Origin of the sequence: Streptomyces sp. NBC_01477 (assembly GCF_036227245.1) — a bacterium.
GTDB lineage: Bacteria > Actinomycetota > Actinomycetes > Streptomycetales > Streptomycetaceae > Actinacidiphila.
In genome coordinates this window covers 5,479,537-5,495,522 of sequence record NZ_CP109445.1, presented here as the reverse complement: position 1 = coordinate 5,495,522, position 15,986 = coordinate 5,479,537, and the positions used below count along the sequence as shown (strand labels likewise).

12 protein-coding genes are annotated in these 15,986 nt (G+C 72.4%); 6 read left to right on the top strand and 6 right to left on the bottom strand.

Going from position 1 to position 15,986, the window contains the following annotated elements; translation table 11 throughout:
• Positions 1–184 precede the first annotated feature (184 nt).
• Complete coding sequence (locus tag OHA86_RS23375) at positions 185–1,285, top strand: citrate synthase 2 (RefSeq protein ID WP_329178205.1); 1,101 nt, start codon at positions 185–187, stop codon at positions 1,283–1,285.
• Positions 1,286–1,484: 199 nt separating this feature from the next.
• Here the strand turns inward: OHA86_RS23375 and OHA86_RS23370 are convergent, their stop codons facing one another.
• Entirely contained in the window at positions 1,485–4,382 is a 2,898-nt protein-coding gene (locus OHA86_RS23370) for an FAD-binding and (Fe-S)-binding domain-containing protein (RefSeq protein ID WP_329178203.1), read from the bottom strand.
• Positions 4,383–4,551: 169 nt separating this feature from the next.
• Between OHA86_RS23370 and serC the strand changes: the two genes are divergently transcribed.
• Positions 4,552–5,670, top strand: coding sequence for a phosphoserine transaminase (serC, locus tag OHA86_RS23365; protein WP_329178202.1), 1,119 nt, complete (start codon positions 4,552–4,554; stop codon positions 5,668–5,670).
• Between the two features lie 43 nt (positions 5,671–5,713).
• Here serC and OHA86_RS23360 read toward each other — a convergent pair whose 3' ends face one another.
• Positions 5,714–6,754, bottom strand: a complete 1,041-nt coding sequence (locus tag OHA86_RS23360) for a hypothetical protein (RefSeq protein WP_329178201.1) — start codon at positions 6,752–6,754, stop codon at positions 5,714–5,716.
• Positions 6,755–6,801: 47 nt separating this feature from the next.
• On the opposite strand from OHA86_RS23360, the gene OHA86_RS23355 reads away from it, so the two are divergent.
• Together OHA86_RS23355 and OHA86_RS23350 are read left to right on the top strand one after the other, a co-directional pair.
• Positions 6,802–7,482, top strand: a complete 681-nt coding sequence (locus OHA86_RS23355; protein WP_329178200.1) for a GDSL-type esterase/lipase family protein — start codon at positions 6,802–6,804, stop codon at positions 7,480–7,482.
• Positions 7,483–7,550: 68 nt separating this feature from the next.
• Positions 7,551–8,546, top strand: a complete 996-nt coding sequence (locus OHA86_RS23350; RefSeq protein WP_329178198.1) for an aldo/keto reductase — start codon at positions 7,551–7,553, stop codon at positions 8,544–8,546.
• Positions 8,547–8,688: 142 nt separating this feature from the next.
• Here OHA86_RS23350 and thpR read toward each other — a convergent pair whose 3' ends face one another.
• The 4 genes from thpR to OHA86_RS23330 all read right to left on the bottom strand — a co-directional run bounded on the left by thpR (position 8,689) and on the right by OHA86_RS23330 (position 12,946).
• The gene (gene thpR, locus OHA86_RS23345) at positions 8,689–9,303 is read right to left on the bottom strand and encodes an RNA 2',3'-cyclic phosphodiesterase (protein WP_329178196.1); all 615 of its coding nucleotides are present in this window, start codon (positions 9,301–9,303) and stop codon (positions 8,689–8,691) included.
• The gene (locus OHA86_RS23340) at positions 9,300–10,853 is read right to left on the bottom strand and encodes an MFS transporter (RefSeq protein WP_329178195.1); all 1,554 of its coding nucleotides are present in this window, start codon (positions 10,851–10,853) and stop codon (positions 9,300–9,302) included. The genes thpR and OHA86_RS23340 overlap by 4 nt, the downstream gene beginning before the upstream one ends.
• Positions 10,854–10,893: 40 nt before the next feature.
• Positions 10,894–11,271, bottom strand: coding sequence for a MarR family winged helix-turn-helix transcriptional regulator (locus OHA86_RS23335; RefSeq protein WP_329182516.1), 378 nt, complete (start codon positions 11,269–11,271; stop codon positions 10,894–10,896).
• Positions 11,272–11,491: 220 nt separating this feature from the next.
• A complete protein-coding gene (locus tag OHA86_RS23330; RefSeq protein ID WP_329178193.1) occupies positions 11,492–12,946 on the bottom strand; it encodes an NCS2 family permease in 1,455 nt (484 codons plus the stop codon).
• A 198-nt stretch (positions 12,947–13,144) separates the two neighbouring features.
• Here OHA86_RS23330 and OHA86_RS23325 point away from each other — a divergent pair, with 198 nt between their 5' ends.
• Together OHA86_RS23325 and OHA86_RS23320 are read left to right on the top strand one after the other, a co-directional pair.
• Positions 13,145–13,441: a DUF2530 domain-containing protein gene (locus OHA86_RS23325; RefSeq protein WP_329178192.1), complete on the top strand. Its 297-nt coding sequence runs from the start codon at positions 13,145–13,147 to the stop codon at positions 13,439–13,441.
• Positions 13,442–13,489: 48 nt separating this feature from the next.
• Positions 13,490–15,925, top strand: coding sequence for an HAD-IC family P-type ATPase (locus OHA86_RS23320; protein WP_329178190.1), 2,436 nt, complete (start codon positions 13,490–13,492; stop codon positions 15,923–15,925).
• Positions 15,926–15,986 lie beyond the last annotated feature (61 nt).

The window sequence follows — 15,986 nt, the reverse complement described above, 5'->3', positions numbered from 1 at the left end:
GCACGGGAGGTGCGCTGCACGCACGCGCCGGTCGCGCAGGTGTGCGGCATCTCACGCTTTCTGACATGTCCACATGCCGCGAGAATGGCTGGTCCGAATGGAGCAGGGTGCGCGCTTCGGTGACGGGGCATGACCGGAGAGCCGTACTGCCACGAGCACCGACCCCATCAAGAGGAGCCGCCGCATGTCCGACTTCGTACCCGGACTCGAAGGAGTCGTCGCGTTCGAGACGGAGATCGCCGAACCCGACAGGGAAGGCGGATCACTGCGCTACCGCGGTGTCGACATCGAGGAGCTGGTCGGGCATGTGAGCTTCGGCAATGTGTGGGGCCTGCTGGTCGACGGGAGGTTCGACCCGGGGCTGCCGCCTGCCGAGCCGTTCCCGATCCCCGTGCACTCCGGTGACATCCGGGTGGACGTGCAGTCCGCGCTGGCCATGCTCGCCCCGGTGTGGGGGCTGCGCCCGCTGCTCGACATCGACGCGGACGAGGCCCGCGACAATCTCGCCCGGGCCGCGGTCATGGCGCTGTCCTACGTCGCCCAGTCCGCCCGCGGACAGGGGCTGCCGATGGTGCCGCAGCAGGAGATCGACAAGGCGCGGTCCATTACCGAGCGCTTCATGATCCGCTGGCGCGGCGAACCGGACCCGCGGCATGTCGCCGCGGTGGACGCGTACTGGACGTCGGCGGCCGAGCACGGCATGAACGCCTCGACCTTCACCGCCCGCGTCATCGCCTCCACCGGCGCCGATGTGGCCGCCGCCCTGTCCGGCGCCGTCGGCGCCATGTCGGGACCGCTGCACGGCGGCGCTCCGTCCCGCGTCCTCGGCATGATCGAGGAGATCGAGCGCACCGGCGACGCCAAGGCCTATGTGAAGGCCGCGCTCGACAGGGGCGAGCGCCTGATGGGCTTCGGCCACCGCGTGTACCGCGCCGAGGACCCGCGGGCCCGCGTCCTGCGCCGCACCGCCCGCGAATTGGGCGCACCGCGCTTCGAGGTGGCGGAGGCGCTGGAGAAGGCGGCGCTCGCCGAGCTGCACGAGCGGCGCCCGGACCGCGTCCTGGCCACGAACGTGGAATTCTGGGCCGCGATCGTGCTGGACTTCGCCGAGGTGCCCGCGCAGATGTTCACGGCGATGTTCACCTGCGCCCGTACGGCCGGCTGGTCGGCCCACATCCTGGAGCAGAAACGCACCGGCCGCCTGGTCCGCCCCTCGGCCCGCTACACCGGCCCCGGCACCCGCAGCCTGCACGACATCGAGGGTGACCCCACGGTCGCGTCCTGATCCGGCGCCCGCGTACCCGGCGGGCGGGACTCGCCGGGTACGCGGCCGCGGCACATGGCCGCGGATTGCGCACCCCCGCGCTCAGGGCGCCCGGGCGCTCCACGCCATTCCGGACGGCGGATCAACCGCCGCCCGGGCCCGCCGCATTGCCGCAGGCTCCGTCGTCCGGTGCGCGGACCGTCCGTCAGGTGCCCCGGCGCTACCCGGCCGGACGGTCACCGCGTGCCCGGTCGTCCAGCCCCTCCACGAGGACTTCGGCGAGGTGGCGCGCGGTCGGGCCGCCCGCGAGCTGGGCGATCTGGGTGCGGCAGGAGAAACCGTCCGCCAGCACGACCGCGTCCGGCCCGGCCGCGCCCAGCGCCGGCAGCAGCGCCTCCCGCGCACAGGCCGCCGACACCTCGTAGTGCCCTTCCTCGAAGCCGAAGTTGCCGGCGAGTCCGCAGCAGCCGCCGGTCAGCTCACCGGTCAGGCCCGCGCGTTGGCGCAGCCGGCGGTCGGCGGCGTCGCCGAGCACCGCGTGCTGGTGGCAGTGCGTCTGACCGACCGCCGTACGGTCCAGGCGCGGCGGGTCCCAGCCGGGCGCGTATTCCTCCAGCGCCTCGGCGAGGGTCCGCACCGAGGCGGCGAGCCGGGCGGCCCGCGGATCGCGGGTACCGAGCAGTTCCGGCAGGTCGGCGCGCAGGGCGGCGGCGCAGCTCGGTTCGAGCACGACCAGCGGCAGGCCCGCGTCGAGGACCGGCGCGAGCCGGTCGAGGGTGCGCCGCATGACGGTACGCGCGCGGTCGAGCTGACCGGTGGAGACCCAGGTCAGACCGCAGCAGACCGCGGCGGGCGGGATCGTGACGCGCAGTCCTGCCGCCCGCAGCACCCGCACCGCGGCGCGTCCGACCTCGGGCGAGAGGTGGTCGGTGAAGGTGTCGGGCCACAGAACGACCGTGCGCGGCCCGGACGGCGAACCGCCGGAGGGGCCCCGCCGTCCCTCGTTCGTGTCGTCGGTGTCCCACCATCGAGTGAATGTCTCGGGCGCCAGTTCGGGCAGTTCGCGCTCATTCGCGATTCCGGCGATACGTTTCGCCAGCCAGGCGGTTGACCGAACCCTGCCAAGGAAATTGAACGGCCGGGCGAACTTTTGGGCGATATTCAGCCACACCGGGAGCCAGCCCATCGAGTAGTGCGCCCGCGGCCGCAGCCGCCCCCGATAGTGATGATGAAGGAATTCAGCTTTGTACGTGGCCATGTCCACCTCCACCGGGCAGTCCGACCGGCAGCCCTTGCAGGACAGGCACAGATCCAGTGCTTCCTTGACCTCCAGGGACTTCCAGCCGTCGGTGACGACCTCGCCCGCCAGCATCTCGTGCAGCAGTCTGGCCCGGCCGCGGGTGGAGTGCCGCTCCTCCCCGGTGACCCGGAACGACGGGCACATGACAGCCGAACCGGCGTCACCGACGTCCGCCGAGGTACGACATTTGGCCACTCCCACGCAGCGGCGGACGGCGGCAACGAAATCACCGCCGTCACCCGGATAAGTGAATTCCACATCGACGGGTCCCGAGGTGGCGGACGGCAGCGCCGCGAAGCGCAGGTTGCTATCAATGGAATCGGGACGCACGAGCGTTCCCGGATTCATCCCGCCGTCCGGATCCCAGAGATCCTTGAAATCTGAAAAGAGTGTGATCAGCTCCGGGCCGTACATCTTCGGCAGCAGTTCGGCGCGCGCCCGGCCGTCGCCGTGCTCGCCGGAGAGCGAGCCGCCGTGCGACACCACCAGGGCCGCGGCGGCCTCGGAGAAGCGGCGGAAGCGTGCGACGCCCGCCGGATCGACGAGGTCGAAGTCGATCCGTACATGCACGCATCCGTCGCCGAAGTGGCCGTAGGGCGCGCCGCGCAGCCCGTGATCGGCCAGCAGGGCCCGGAAATCCCGCAGGTAGGCGCCCAGCCGGGCGGGAGGAACCGCGCAGTCCTCCCAGCCCGGCCATGCCTCGGTGCCGTCGGGCATACGTGTGGCGGTGCCGGCCGCGTCCTCCCGGATCCGCCACAGGGCGCGCTGCCGCGCGGGGTCGGCGACGACGGCGTGACCGGCCACACCGTCGGCCGCCCGGCAGATCTCCCGCGCCCGCGCCTGGGCCTGGGCCGGGCTGTCGCCGCCGGTCTCCACGAACAGCCAGGCACCGCCGCGCGGCAGTTCCGCCGCCGCGGCCTGCCCCACCAGGTCGGCGGCCATCCCCTCGACCGTCAACGGCCGCCATGGCAAAAGCAGGTGGGCGGCCTGCGCCGCGGCGCTCTCGTCGGCGTAGCCGAGCACCGCGAGCGCCCGCGCGCCCGGCGTGGGCACCAGCTCCACGGTCGCCTCGGTCAGGACGCCCAGCGTCCCCTCACTGCCGGTGAAGGCACGCGCCGCGTCCCTGCCGTGCTCGGGCAGCAGCCGGTCGAGGGCGTATCCGGAGATGCGGCGCGGCAGCTGCGGGAAGCCGGTGCGCAGCAACGCCAGATTGCCGTCCGCCAGCCCGGCGAGCCCGTCCCGCAACCGGTCCGGCAGACCGGCACCGCCGGCAGGGGCGCCGAGCCGGGCTGCCTCGCCGCGGTAGGTGAGGACGTCCAGCGCGCGCACGTTGTCGGCGGTGGTGCCCCAGGCCACCGAGTGCGAGCCGCACGCGTTGTTGCCGATCATGCCGCCGAGGGTGCAGCGGCTGTGGGTGGACGGGTCGGGCCCGAAGGTCAGGCCGTGCGGGGCGGCGGCCCGCCGCAGGTCGTCAAGCACCAGGCCGGGCTGTACCCGGGCGGTCCGTGCGTCGGCGTCGATCTCCAGCAGCCGGTTCATGTGCCGGGTGAAGTCCATGACGACGCCGGCGCCGATGGCCTGCCCGGCGATCGACGTCCCGCCGCCCCGCGCGGTCACCGGCACGCCGTACTCACGGCACACTCCGAGCGCCGCGGCCACGTCCGCCGCGTCCACGGGCGCCACCACCCCCAGCGGCACCTTGCGGTAGTTGGACGCGTCCATCGTCATCACCGCCCGCGCCCCCGCGTCCCATTCGACCGCCCCCCGCACGGCCCCCCGCAGCGCCCGCTCCACCTCGCCGATCCGAGCATCCGTCATACCCATCACCTTGCCCGACCCCCCGCTCCTGGGCGCCCCGGCACGAGAAACCGGGCGACGTGGTGGACGAAGCCGCGGCCGGCAGACGCCCCGTCCAAGGTCACGGACGGGGCGTCTCACCGGATGGAACGCCCGCGGAAACGGCCCCGTAACGGGCTACGCTGCGCTCGTGGCCGATATCCAGATTCCCGCTGACATCAAGCCCGCCGACGGTCGATTCGGGTCGGGCCCCTCCAAGGTGCGGACGCAGGCGCTCGACGCCCTGGCCGCCACCGGGACGTCCCTGCTCGGCACCTCCCATCGGCAGGCGCCGGTGAAGAACCTGGTCGGACAGGTCCGCGAGGGCGTCAAGCAGCTGTTCTCCCTGCCGGACGGCTACGAGGTGGTGCTCGGCAACGGCGGGTCCACCGCGTTCTGGGACATCGCGACCCACGGCCTGATCGGCACCAAGTCCCAGCACCTGTCCTTCGGTGAGTTCTCGTCGAAGTTCGCCAAGGCGTCCCAGCTCGCGCCGTGGCTGGACGAGCCGACGATCGTCAAGTCCGAGCCCGGCACCCACCCGGAGCCGGCCGCCGAAGCAGGCGTGGACGTCTACGCCCTGACGCACAACGAGACGTCGACGGGTGTCGCCGCCCCGATCCGCCGGGTCGCGGGCGCGGACGCCGGGGCCCTGGTCCTGGTGGACGCCACCTCGGGCGCGGGCGGCCTGCCGGTCGACATCGCGGAGACCGACGTCTACTACTTCGCGCCGCAGAAGTCCTTCGCGGCCGACGGCGGCCTGTGGATCGCCGCGTTCTCCCCCGCCGCTCTGGAGCGCGCCGCCTCGATCGCCGCCTCCGGCCGGCACATCCCGGCGTTCTTCGACCTGCCGACCGCGATCGACAACTCGCAGAAGAACCAGACGTACAACACCCCCGCGCTGACCACCCTCTTCCTGCTCAAGGAGCAGCTGGAGTGGATCAACGGGCAGGGCGGCCTGAGCTGGGCCACCGAGCGCACCGCCGACTCGTCGTCGCGGCTGTACGGCTGGGCCGAGAAGGCGTCCTACGCGACGCCGTTCGTGACGGACCCGGCGCAGCGTTCGCAGGTCGTCGGCACCATCGACTTCGAAGACGGGATCGACGCCGCCGCGGTGGCGAAGGTGCTGCGGGCGAACGGCATCGTGGACACCGAGCCCTACCGCAAGCTGGGCCGCAACCAGCTGCGGGTGGCGATGTTCCCGGCCGTCGACCCGGCCGACGTCGAGGCGCTGACCGCCAGCATCGACTACGTCATCGGCCGGCTCTGACCGGCCCCCACCCACCGCACCGCACCGGCCCCGCCGCCGGGCCTCAGGCCCGGCGGCGGCGTATCGCCCGGCGCAGGCCGAGGCCCAGCACGCCGACGAGCGCGAGCGCCCCGAAGCCGAGCGTTTTGCCGCTGCCGCCACCGGACGACGGCGACGGGTCCTGGGCCGCCGCGCCGCCCTGGCCCTTTCCGCCCCCCTGCGTGCCCCCGGCGCCCTTCGTGGCGCCGGCAGAGGCGGCCGGCACGCTGTCGGGCAGTTCCGCGCCGGACAGCGGCGCTCGCCACACCTGGCTGCTCCTGCCCTCACTGCCGTACATCAGCGCCCTGCCGTCCGGCGTGAAGGTCACCGCCTCGCCCTGCCGCTGCATGGGCACGGTGAGGTCGGTGAGCTTCTGCGGGGCGCCGCCGACCCAGCGGTATTCGGCGGCCCAGAAATAGCCGCGCAGCACCAGGCGGCTGCCGTCGGGCGAGAATGCCCCGTCGGTCACCCACGGCACATCGGCGATCCGGCGGAAGACGTTGACGCCGTGGGTGCTCAGCTCGGCCGGACCGCGGTAGAGGCCGCCGCCGTCCTCGTTCTTGCTGGCGATGTAGACCCGGCCGGTCTTCGGCTGCACCATCAGCGCCTCGGCATTGCGCGGCCCGGCGTCGTAGCGGACGGTGTAGCGGGTGACGTCCACAGTCTGGTCACGCAGCTGGGCGGGCTCGTGGAAGCGGTAGATCCACACCTCGTGCCAGGCGCCACCGAGATTGTCGCCGATGTCGCCGACGTAGAGGTCGCCGTTCGGGCCGAGTGATATGGCCTCGACGTCCCGGGGGTGGATGCCGCGCATCGTCACCCTGGCGACGGTCTTGCCGGTGGCCGAGTCGACGGCGTAGACGTAGGGGCCGTCGCTGCTGTCGTTGTGCGTCCAGTACACACCGGGGTGCAGGTGGCTGGCGGCCAGGCCGCTGGACTCGGTGATGCGGGGGTCGGTGATCGTGAAGGCCGTGGACGGCCCGGCGTCCGCGGCGGCGGGCACCGCGCAGCCCCAGGCCAGGGCGAGGGCGGCGCAGGCGGCGGCTGTCGGGAGGTGGACGCGCATGCCCCCCAGTGTCCCCGGTCGGCAGGCGGTCGGGGATGATGCCCGGCATGCGTTACCTCTTCGTCGGCGACTCCATGACCGTTGGCGCCGCCGGCGACTACACCTGGCGCTACCGGATGTGGCAGCACCTGTGCACGCTCGGCGAGCCCTTCTCCGTGGTCGGCCCGCGCGACGGGCTCTACGAGCCGGCGGCGGACGCCGCGGTGTCCGCCGACTACGCCGACCCGTCGTTCCCGCCGCGCGCCAGGCGCCATCTGGCGGGCTGGGGGGAGGGCTGGACGCACCTGGCGCCGGTGATCGGCGACGTCGTCCGCGAGCACCGGCCCGACGTGCTGCTGGTGTCGCTCGGCCTGATCGACCTCGGCTTCTACACCGACGCCGCGCAGACCGCCGCCAATGTGGAGCGCTTCATCACCACGGCCCGTACCGCGGCGCCGCGGCTGCGGATGGTGCTGCTGCCGGTGATCCCCAACACCCGCGCCGACCTGGACCCGGGCTTCGCCGACCAGTGCGCCGAGCTGAACGCCCTGATGGCCAAGGCGGTCGCCGACCACGACTCGCCCACCTCGCCCCTGTTGATGGCCTCACGCCCCGAGGGCTACGACATCCTGCTCCACACCTACGACGGCACCCATCCCAACGCGGCAGGGGAGCACAAGTTGGCGGCGGCCTTCGCCGACGCCATGTACCAGGCCTGGGACATCGGGACGCCTTACGCCGGGTGCTGACGCCGTTCGTGCCGGCCGCCGTCATGTCCTCTTGATTCGAGCGCACTCGAAGGGCTTGGCTGGAAGCCATGGAGTACACACAGCTCGGACGTACGGGTCTCAAGGTCAGCCGTCTGGTGCTCGGCACCATGAACTTCGGTCCGCTGACCGATGAGGCGGACAGCCACGCGATCATGGACGCGGCGCTCAGCGCGGGCGTCAACTTCTTCGACACGGCCAACGTCTACGGCTGGGGCGAGAACAAGGGCCGCACCGAGGAGATCGTCGGCAGCTGGTTCGCCAAGGGCGGCGCCCGCCGCGACAAGACCGTGCTGGCCACCAAGGTCTACGGCAGCATGGCCGCCGAGGGCGATCCCTGGCCCAACCAGGACAAGCTCTCTGCGCTGAACATCCGCCGGGCGGTGGACGCCAGCCTCAAGCGGCTGGGCACCGACTACATCGACCTGTACCAGTTCCACCACGTCGACCGGGACACCCCCTGGGACGAGATCTGGCAGGCCATCGACGTCCTGGTCACCCAGGGCAAGATCCTCTACGCCGGGTCGAGCAACTTCGCCGGCTGGCACATCGCCCAGGCCAACGAGGCCGCCAGGCGGCGCGGCTCGCTCGGGCTGACCTCCGAGCAGTGCCTGTACAACCTGGCGGAGCGGCGCGCGGAGATGGAGGTGGTTCCGGCGGCGCAGCACTACGGCCTCGGCGTCATCCCGTGGTCGCCGCTGAACGGCGGTCTGCTGGGCGGTGTGCTGCGCAAGCAGCGCGAGGGCGGCGGGTCGCGCTCGGTCGGCGGACGGGCCGCCGACGCGCTGGCCGACCAGGCGCAGCGCGCCAAGATCGAGGCGTACGAGGACCTGTGCGACAAGCACGGGCTGCAGCCGGGCGATGTGGGCCTGGCGTGGCTGCTCACCCGCCCCGGCGTGACCGGGCCGATCGTCGGCCCGCGCACCGCCGACCAGCTGGAGTCCGCGCTGCGGGCGGTGGAGCTGGAGCTTTCCGGGGAATTCCTGGCGGCCCTGGAAGAGATCTTCCCCGGCCCGGGTCCGTCCCCCGAGGCCTTCGCCTGGTAGCGGCGCCGGGCCTGCCGGTCGGCCGTACCAGGGGTCGCCGCCGCGGTCAGCGCACCGCGGCGGCGACGACCACCACGACGAGCATCAGGACGAAGGCGGCGGTCATCACGCGGGTACGGGTCTTGGGGTCCACCCTCCGAGGTTAACCGGCCGCGGCCGGTGCCCCGTGCCCGGGCACCGGGGCGGCGGGGCCGCCCAGCGGCCAGGCGTCCACCACGGTGTAGACCGGCTGGGCCCCTGGCACCCCGGAGCGCGGCAATGTACTGGCGACCAGGCTGAGGGTGTCCGCGGTCCACCATGTGCCGCGGAAGCCGGTGAGCGCGGCGGCGAAGGGGCGCAGGTCGACGGGCGCGTTCTTCGAGGCGCGGGCCAGCGTCAGATGCGGCCGGAAGCCGTGCTCCTCGTCGCTGGGCGCTCCGGCCCTGCGCGCCGCCGCCCGTACGGTGTCGGCGAGGCCGCCCAGTTCCCGCAGGTCGCCTTCCGCGCCCGTCCACAGCGCCCGGTCGCCGAAGCGCCCGCCGCCGGCCGTACGCAGCGCGCAGGGCTCGTGGCGGTGGGCGGCGCGGGCGAGCCGTTCGCCGAGGTCCGGGCGCACGGCGTCCGGCACCTCGCCGAGGAAGGCCAGGGTGTAGTGCCAGCCGGCGGGTGCCGTCCAGCGCAGTTGGCGGGCGCCGGGCAGCCGGTGCAGCCCGTCCAGCGCCGCGGCCGGCCCGGTGACCGCGGCGGGTGGCGGCAGCACGGCCACGAACAGCCTCATACGGCCGGGGTCAGCCGTGGCGCGGCCTCGTCGGTACCGCTCCCGCCGGAGCCTGAGCCAGAGCCGGAGCCGGAGTCCGAACCGGCGCCGGAGCCGGAACCCGGATCCGAGCCCGCGACCGGGTCCGGCCCGCCCTCGTGGGGCACGCGGGCACCGTCCGACGTCGCCGTGTCGTCGTCGGCGGAGGCAGAGGCAGAGGCAGAGGCAGAGGAGGCAGGCATGGCCTGCCGGCCGGCGCGCGGGACGAAGGAGACCAGCGGCCGGCCATTGCCGCGCCGAAGGTCGAGCCGGGGGCGCAGACCTGCCGCCCTGGCCAGAACGAGGCCGACCGTGACGGCCGCGGCGGCGGAGATCAGGCCGCCGGACAGGAAGCCGACCCGGGCGCCGTAGGTGTCGGTGACCCAGCCCATGACCGGGCCGCCGATGGGGGTGCCGCCGACGAAGACCATCATGTACAGGCTCATCACCCGGCCGCGCATGACGGGCTCGGTGGCGAGCTGCACGGTGGCGTTCGCGGTGGTGTTGAAGGTCAGCCCGAAGATGCCGATCGGCACCAGCAGCAGGGCGAACAGCCAGAAGACCGGCGCGACGGCCGCGGCGCCCTCCAGCAGGCCGAAGACCGCGGCGGCGGCCACCAGCATCCGCAGCCGGGTGCGGCTGCGCCGGGCGGCGAGCAGCGCGCCGAGCAGGGAGCCGGCGGCCATCAGGGTGTTGAGCAGGCCGTAGGTGCCGGCGCCGCTGTCGAAGACCTTGTTGGCGAAGGCGGACAGCCAGATCGGGAAGTTGAAGCCGAAGGTGCCGATGAAGCCGACCAGCACGATCGGCCAGATCAGCTCGGGCTTGCCCGCGACGTAGTGCAGGCCCTCGCGGAGCTGGCCCTTGCCGCGCGGCGCCCGCTCGATCTTGTGCAGTTCCGCGGTGCGCATCAGCAGCAGGCCGGCCAGCGGGGCCATGAAGGACAGGCCGTTGATCAGGAAGGCCCAGCCGCTGCCGACCGCGGTGATCAGCACACCGGCGACGGCCGGGCCGACCAGCCGGGCGGCCTGGAAGTTGGCGGCGTTCAGGGAGACGGCGTTGCGCATCACGTCGGGGCCGACCATCTCGGCCACGAAGGTCTGCCGGGTGGGGTTGTCCACGACGGTGACGACGCCGAGCAGGAAGGCGATCGTGTAGACGTGCCAGACCTGGACGACGCCGCCCAGGGTCAGCCCGGCCAGCAGCAGGCCGAGCACGCCGAGCGCGGCCTGGGTGCACAGCAGGATCTGCCGCTTGGGGTAGCGGTCGGCGAGCACTCCGCCGTAGAGGCCGAAGAGCAGCATCGGCAGGAACTGCAGCGCGGTGGTGATGCCCACCGCGAACGAGGATCCGGTGATGCTGAGCACCAGCCAGTCCTGGGCTATTCGCGACATCCAGGTGCCGGTGTTGGACACCACGGCGCCGGTCGCGAAGAGCCGGTAGTTGCGGATCTTGAGCGAGCTGAAGGTGCCCGTCTTCTTGTCCGCGGGACGGTCAGGTTCGGTTGCGGTGTCCGGTCCGGCTGCCGAACTCAATCGGTACTCGCCTCCCCCTCGTCGGGTCCTGGTGTTCGGGTCACAGGTGCGCGAGCTTTTCGAGGACGGGAGCCGCCTGGCGCATCACGGCCAGTTCCTCCTCCGTGAGGCCTTCGGCGAGCTTGGCCAGCCAGGCGTTCCGCTTGGCGCGGCTCTCGATGAGGATCGCCTCGGCCTGTTCCGTGCGGCTCACCACGACCTGGCGGCGGTCGTCGGGGTGCGGTTCCCTGCGGACGAGCCCCTTGGCCTCCAGCATCGCCACGATGCGGGTCATCGACGGGGGCTGCACATGCTCCTTGCGGGCCAGCTCCCCCGGGGTGGCGGAGCCGCAGCGGGTCAGGGTGCCCAGCACCGACATCTCGGTCGGGCTGAGCGTCTCGTCGACGCGCTGGTGGCGCAGACGGCGGGAGAGCCGCATCACTGCGCCCCGCAGCTCGTTCACTGCGGTGCGGTCGTCCTCGGACAGTTCGGTCACGTTCTTTAGCCTAGCTCATTAGCTAGCCTAAGTACACTCTGCACGCAACACCCCCGCCCCGCCAGGGAGACCCTGGCCCGCCCGCCCCTCGCGCACCCCCGGCACCTCCCCGTGCGACCTGGGGCCTGTCAGGCGTCCCCTCAGGCGCACAGGACCGGCCCCGCTACAGCAGACCGAGCGCCGGCATCAGGTAGTAGAAGGCGAACACGGCGGCGACCGCGTACAGCGCGACCGGGACCTCCTTGCCGCGCCCCGCCACCAGCCGGAGCACGCAGAAGCTGAGGAAGCCGATGCCGATGCCGTTGGTGATCGAGTAGGTGAACGGCATCAGCACCATCGTCAGGAACGCCGGGATGGCGATGGTGAAGTCGTTCCAGTCGATCTGCCGGATCGACCCGGCCAGGATCAGGAAGCCCACCGCGACGAGCGCGGGCGTGGCGGCCTGCGCCGGGACCATGGTGGCCAGCGGCGTCAGGAACAGCGCGAGGACGAACATCAGCCCGGTGACGACGCTGGCGAGACCGGTCCGCGCGCCCTCGCCGACGCCGGCCGTGGACTCCACGAAGCAGGTGTTCGCGGACGAGGAGCCGACGCCGCCGACCGCGGTGGCGACACCGTCGATCATCAGCACCTTGTTGATGCCCGGCAGGTCGCCCTTCTCATCGAGCAGCCCGGCCTCGTCGCTGACGCCGAGGATGGTGCCCATCGCGTCGAAGAAGCACGACAGCAGCACGGTGAAGACGAACAGCACCCCGGTCAGGATGCCGACCTGCTGGAAGCCGCCGAAGAGGCTGACCTTGCCGATCAGGCCGAAGTCCGGGGTGGCCACCGGGTTGCCCGGCCACTTGGGCACCGTCAGGCCCCACGTGGCCGCCGGGATGTCGGCGACCGCGTCCACGATCACCGCGACCACGGTCATGGTGACGATGGAGATCAGGATGGCGCCCGCGACCTTGCGGATGATCAGCGCCAGGGTGAGCAGCGCGCCGAGGATGAAGATCAGCACCGGCCAGCCGTTGAGGTGGCCGTCGGCGCCGAGCTGGAGCGGCACGGTGGTGTGCGCGGCGTCCGGGATGCGGGTGACGAAGCCGGAGTCGACCAGGCCGATCAGCAGGATGAACAGGCCGATGCCGATCGCGATGCCCTTGCGCAGGCCGAGCGGCACCGCGCTCATCACCCGCTCCCGCAGCCCGGTGGCGACCATGATCATGATCGCGATACCGGCCAGCACCACCATGCCCATCGCGTCCGGCCAGCTCATCCTGGGGGCGAGCTGCAACGCCACCACGGTGTTGACGCCGAGCCCGGCGGCGAGCGCGATCGGCACATTGCCGATGACGCCCATCAGCAGGGTGGTGAAGGCGGCGGTGATGACGGTCGCGGTGACCAGCTGCCCGCCGTCCAGGTGGTGGCCGAATTTGTCGACGGCCGAGCCGAGGATGATCGGGTTCAGCACGATGATGTACGCCATCGCGAAGAAGGTCGCCAGGCCGCCGCGGATCTCGCGCGGGATCGAGGAGCCGCGCTCCGAGATGCGGAAATAGCGGTCCAGGGGGTTGGCGGGCGGGCGGCCTGACGACCGCCCCATGTCGACCGGAGCGGGGGCCGAGGTGGGCATGTGATTCCTCAAGGGGGGCGCGATCTCGCCCACACTTGGGCGATCATACGAATATTTTCAGTCAGCGGTGACCGGTTTCAGTATGAATAGCCAACTGGCCAAAAACCATCTCCGCGCGTAGACCCCCGCCGCACGGCCACCGGTACCGCCTCCCGGGCCGCCCCGCCGGACCGCGGGACCGCCGCATACGATGGCGGCATGAGCAAGCAGCGGAGCCCACTGCGCCCGGCCCCCGAGCCGCTGGAGGCCAATGACGTCGCCACCGTCACGGTCGGCACGATCATCTGGTTCGCGCTCTTCGTCGTGCAGCTCCCCTTCTACGGCTGGTACTCCGACCACGGCCACACCTGGTTCATCTGGACCTGCGCGGCCGGCGGCGGACTGGGCCTGATCGGCCTGACGTACGTACGCGCCCGCCGCGCCGCCATCGCGCGGGCGGCAGCGGGCCGCGACAGCGGCGGGAACGGGGACGGGCAGGCCCCGCGGGGCGCGTAGGGCCGCGCAGAACGGGTGGAAGCCGCCCGTGCCACGTACCGTCGATCCATGACGGAACGCGCGGGGACCGGCACCGGCCCTGGCGCCGGTACGGGCGCGGGCGGCGCGGCGCCGGAAGCCGGGGCGGTCGCGCGGCACCAGGGACTGAGCAGCGCCGAGGTGGCGCAGCGGATCGCGGCGGGCGAGGTCAACGACGTCCCCGTACGGTCCTCCCGCTCTACCGCCGAGATCGTGCGGGCCAACGTCTTCACCCGCTTCAACGCGATCATCGGCGTGCTCTTCCTGGTCATCCTGGTGGTGGGGCCGATCCAGGACGGCCTGTTCGGCTTCGTCATCGTCGCCAACACCGCGATCGGCATCTTCCAGGAGCTGCGCGCCAAGCGGACCCTGGACAGCCTCGCGGTGATCGGCGAGGCCAGGCCCGAGGTGCGCAGGGACGGCGCGACCACCGAGATCTCCACCTCGCAGATCGTGCTGGGCGACCTGATCGAGCTGGGGCCCGGCGACAAAGTGGTGGTCGACGGAGAGGTCGAGGAGGCCGACAGCCTGGAGATCGACGAGTCGCTGCTCACCGGCGAGGCCGACCCGGTGGTCAAGCGGGCGGGCGACCCGGTGATGTCCGGCAGCTTCGTGGTCGCGGGCGGCGGCGCCTTCACCGCCACCAAGGTCGGCCGCCAGGCCTACGCCGCCCAGCTCGCCGACGAGGCGTCCCGCTTCACCCTGGTCGATTCCGAGCTGCGCAACGGCATCAGCCAGATCCTCAAGTACGTCATCTGGATGATGGTGCCGACCACGATCGGTCTGATCGTCAGCCAGTTCACGGTGGAGAGCCACCACCCCCGCGAGGCCTTCCGCCGTACGATCGGCGGCATCGTGCCCATGGTGCCGGAGGGCCTGGTGCTGCTGACCTCGGTGGCCTTCGCGATCGGGGTGGTCCGGCTCGGCCGCAAGCAGTGCCTGGTGCAGGAACTGCCCGCGATCGAGGGCCTGGCCCGGGTGGACGTGGTGTGCCTCGACAAGACCGGCACGCTCACCGAGGGCGGCATGGACGTCACCGACCTGCGCCTGCTGGGCGGCGGCGACCAGGCGTACGCGGCCCGCGCCCTGGCCGCGCTGGGCGGCGCCGAACCGCACCCCAATGCCAGCCTCCAGGCCGTCATCGCCGCCTACCCGCCGGGCGGCGCGGCCGGCTGGCGCGCCACGGGGACGCTGCCGTTCAGCTCGGCCCGCAAATACAGCGGCGCGGCCTTCACCGAGCCGGACGGCACGGACAGTACGTGGCTGCTGGGCGCGCCCGACGTGCTGCTGCCCGACGGACACGCCGCCCTCGGCGACATCGACCGGCTCAATGACGAGGGGCTGCGGGTGCTGCTGCTGGCACGGACCGGGCGCCCGCTGGACGACCCGCAGGTCGCGGCCTCGGTGGAGCCGCTCGCGCTGGTGGTGCTCGAACAGCGGCTGCGGCCCGACGCCGCCGACACCCTGCGCTACTTCGCCGACCAGGACGTGCACGCCAAGGTGATCTCCGGCGACAACGCCGTGTCGGTCGGCGCGGTCGCCGGAAAACTCGGGCTGCCGGGCGCCGAGGACCCGGTCGACGCCCGGCAGCTGCCGCCCGAGCGGGACGCGATGGCCGTCGTGCTGGAGCGGGGCGCGGTCTTCGGCCGGGTCACCCCGCAGCAGAAGCGGGACATGGTGGGCGCCCTGCAGTCCCGCGGGCACAATGTGGCGATGACCGGCGACGGCGTCAACGACGTGCTCGCCCTCAAGGACGCGGACATCGGCGTGGCCATGGGCTCGGGGTCCGAGGCGACCCGGGCGGTCGCGCAGATCGTGCTGCTCGACAACAGCTTCGCCACGCTGCCCTCGGTGGTGGCCGAGGGGCGCCGGGTGATCGGGAACATCACCCGGGTCGCGACGCTCTTCCTCACCAAGACGGTCTTCTCGGTGCTGCTCGCGGTGCTGGTGGTGTGCTGGCAGGTGCCGTACCCGTTCCTGCCGCGGCATCTGACGCTGCTGTCCAGCCTGACCATCGGGGTGCCGGCCTTCTTCCTGGCGCTGGCGCCCAACAAGGAGCGGGCCAGACCGCACTTCGTACGCCGGGTGATGCGGTACTCGACGCCCGCCGGGATCCTGTGCGGGGCGGCGGCCTTCGTGGCGTACCTGCTGGCGCGGCACCACTACACCGGGGCCGGCGCGCTGGCCGCGGAGACCAGTGCGGCGACGCTGACGCTGTTCCTGATGGAGGTGTGGGTGCTGGCGATCGTCGCCCGCCCGTACACCTGGTGGCGGGTCGGACTGGTCCTCGCGATGGGCGTGGGCTTTGTGATCGTGCTGGTCACGCCCTGGTTGCAGAGCTTCTTCGCGCTGAGGCTGGTGGGCACCGAGGTGCCGTGGTCGGCGGTGGGGATCGCGGCGGTGGGCGCGGTGGCGCTGGAGGTCTCCTGGGCGTGGGTGCGGCGCTGGGACGAGGCGACACCCTAGGCGGCGCCGCGGCAATGGGCGACGGCGCCGCCAAGGGCGACGGCGCGGCAATGGGTGACCG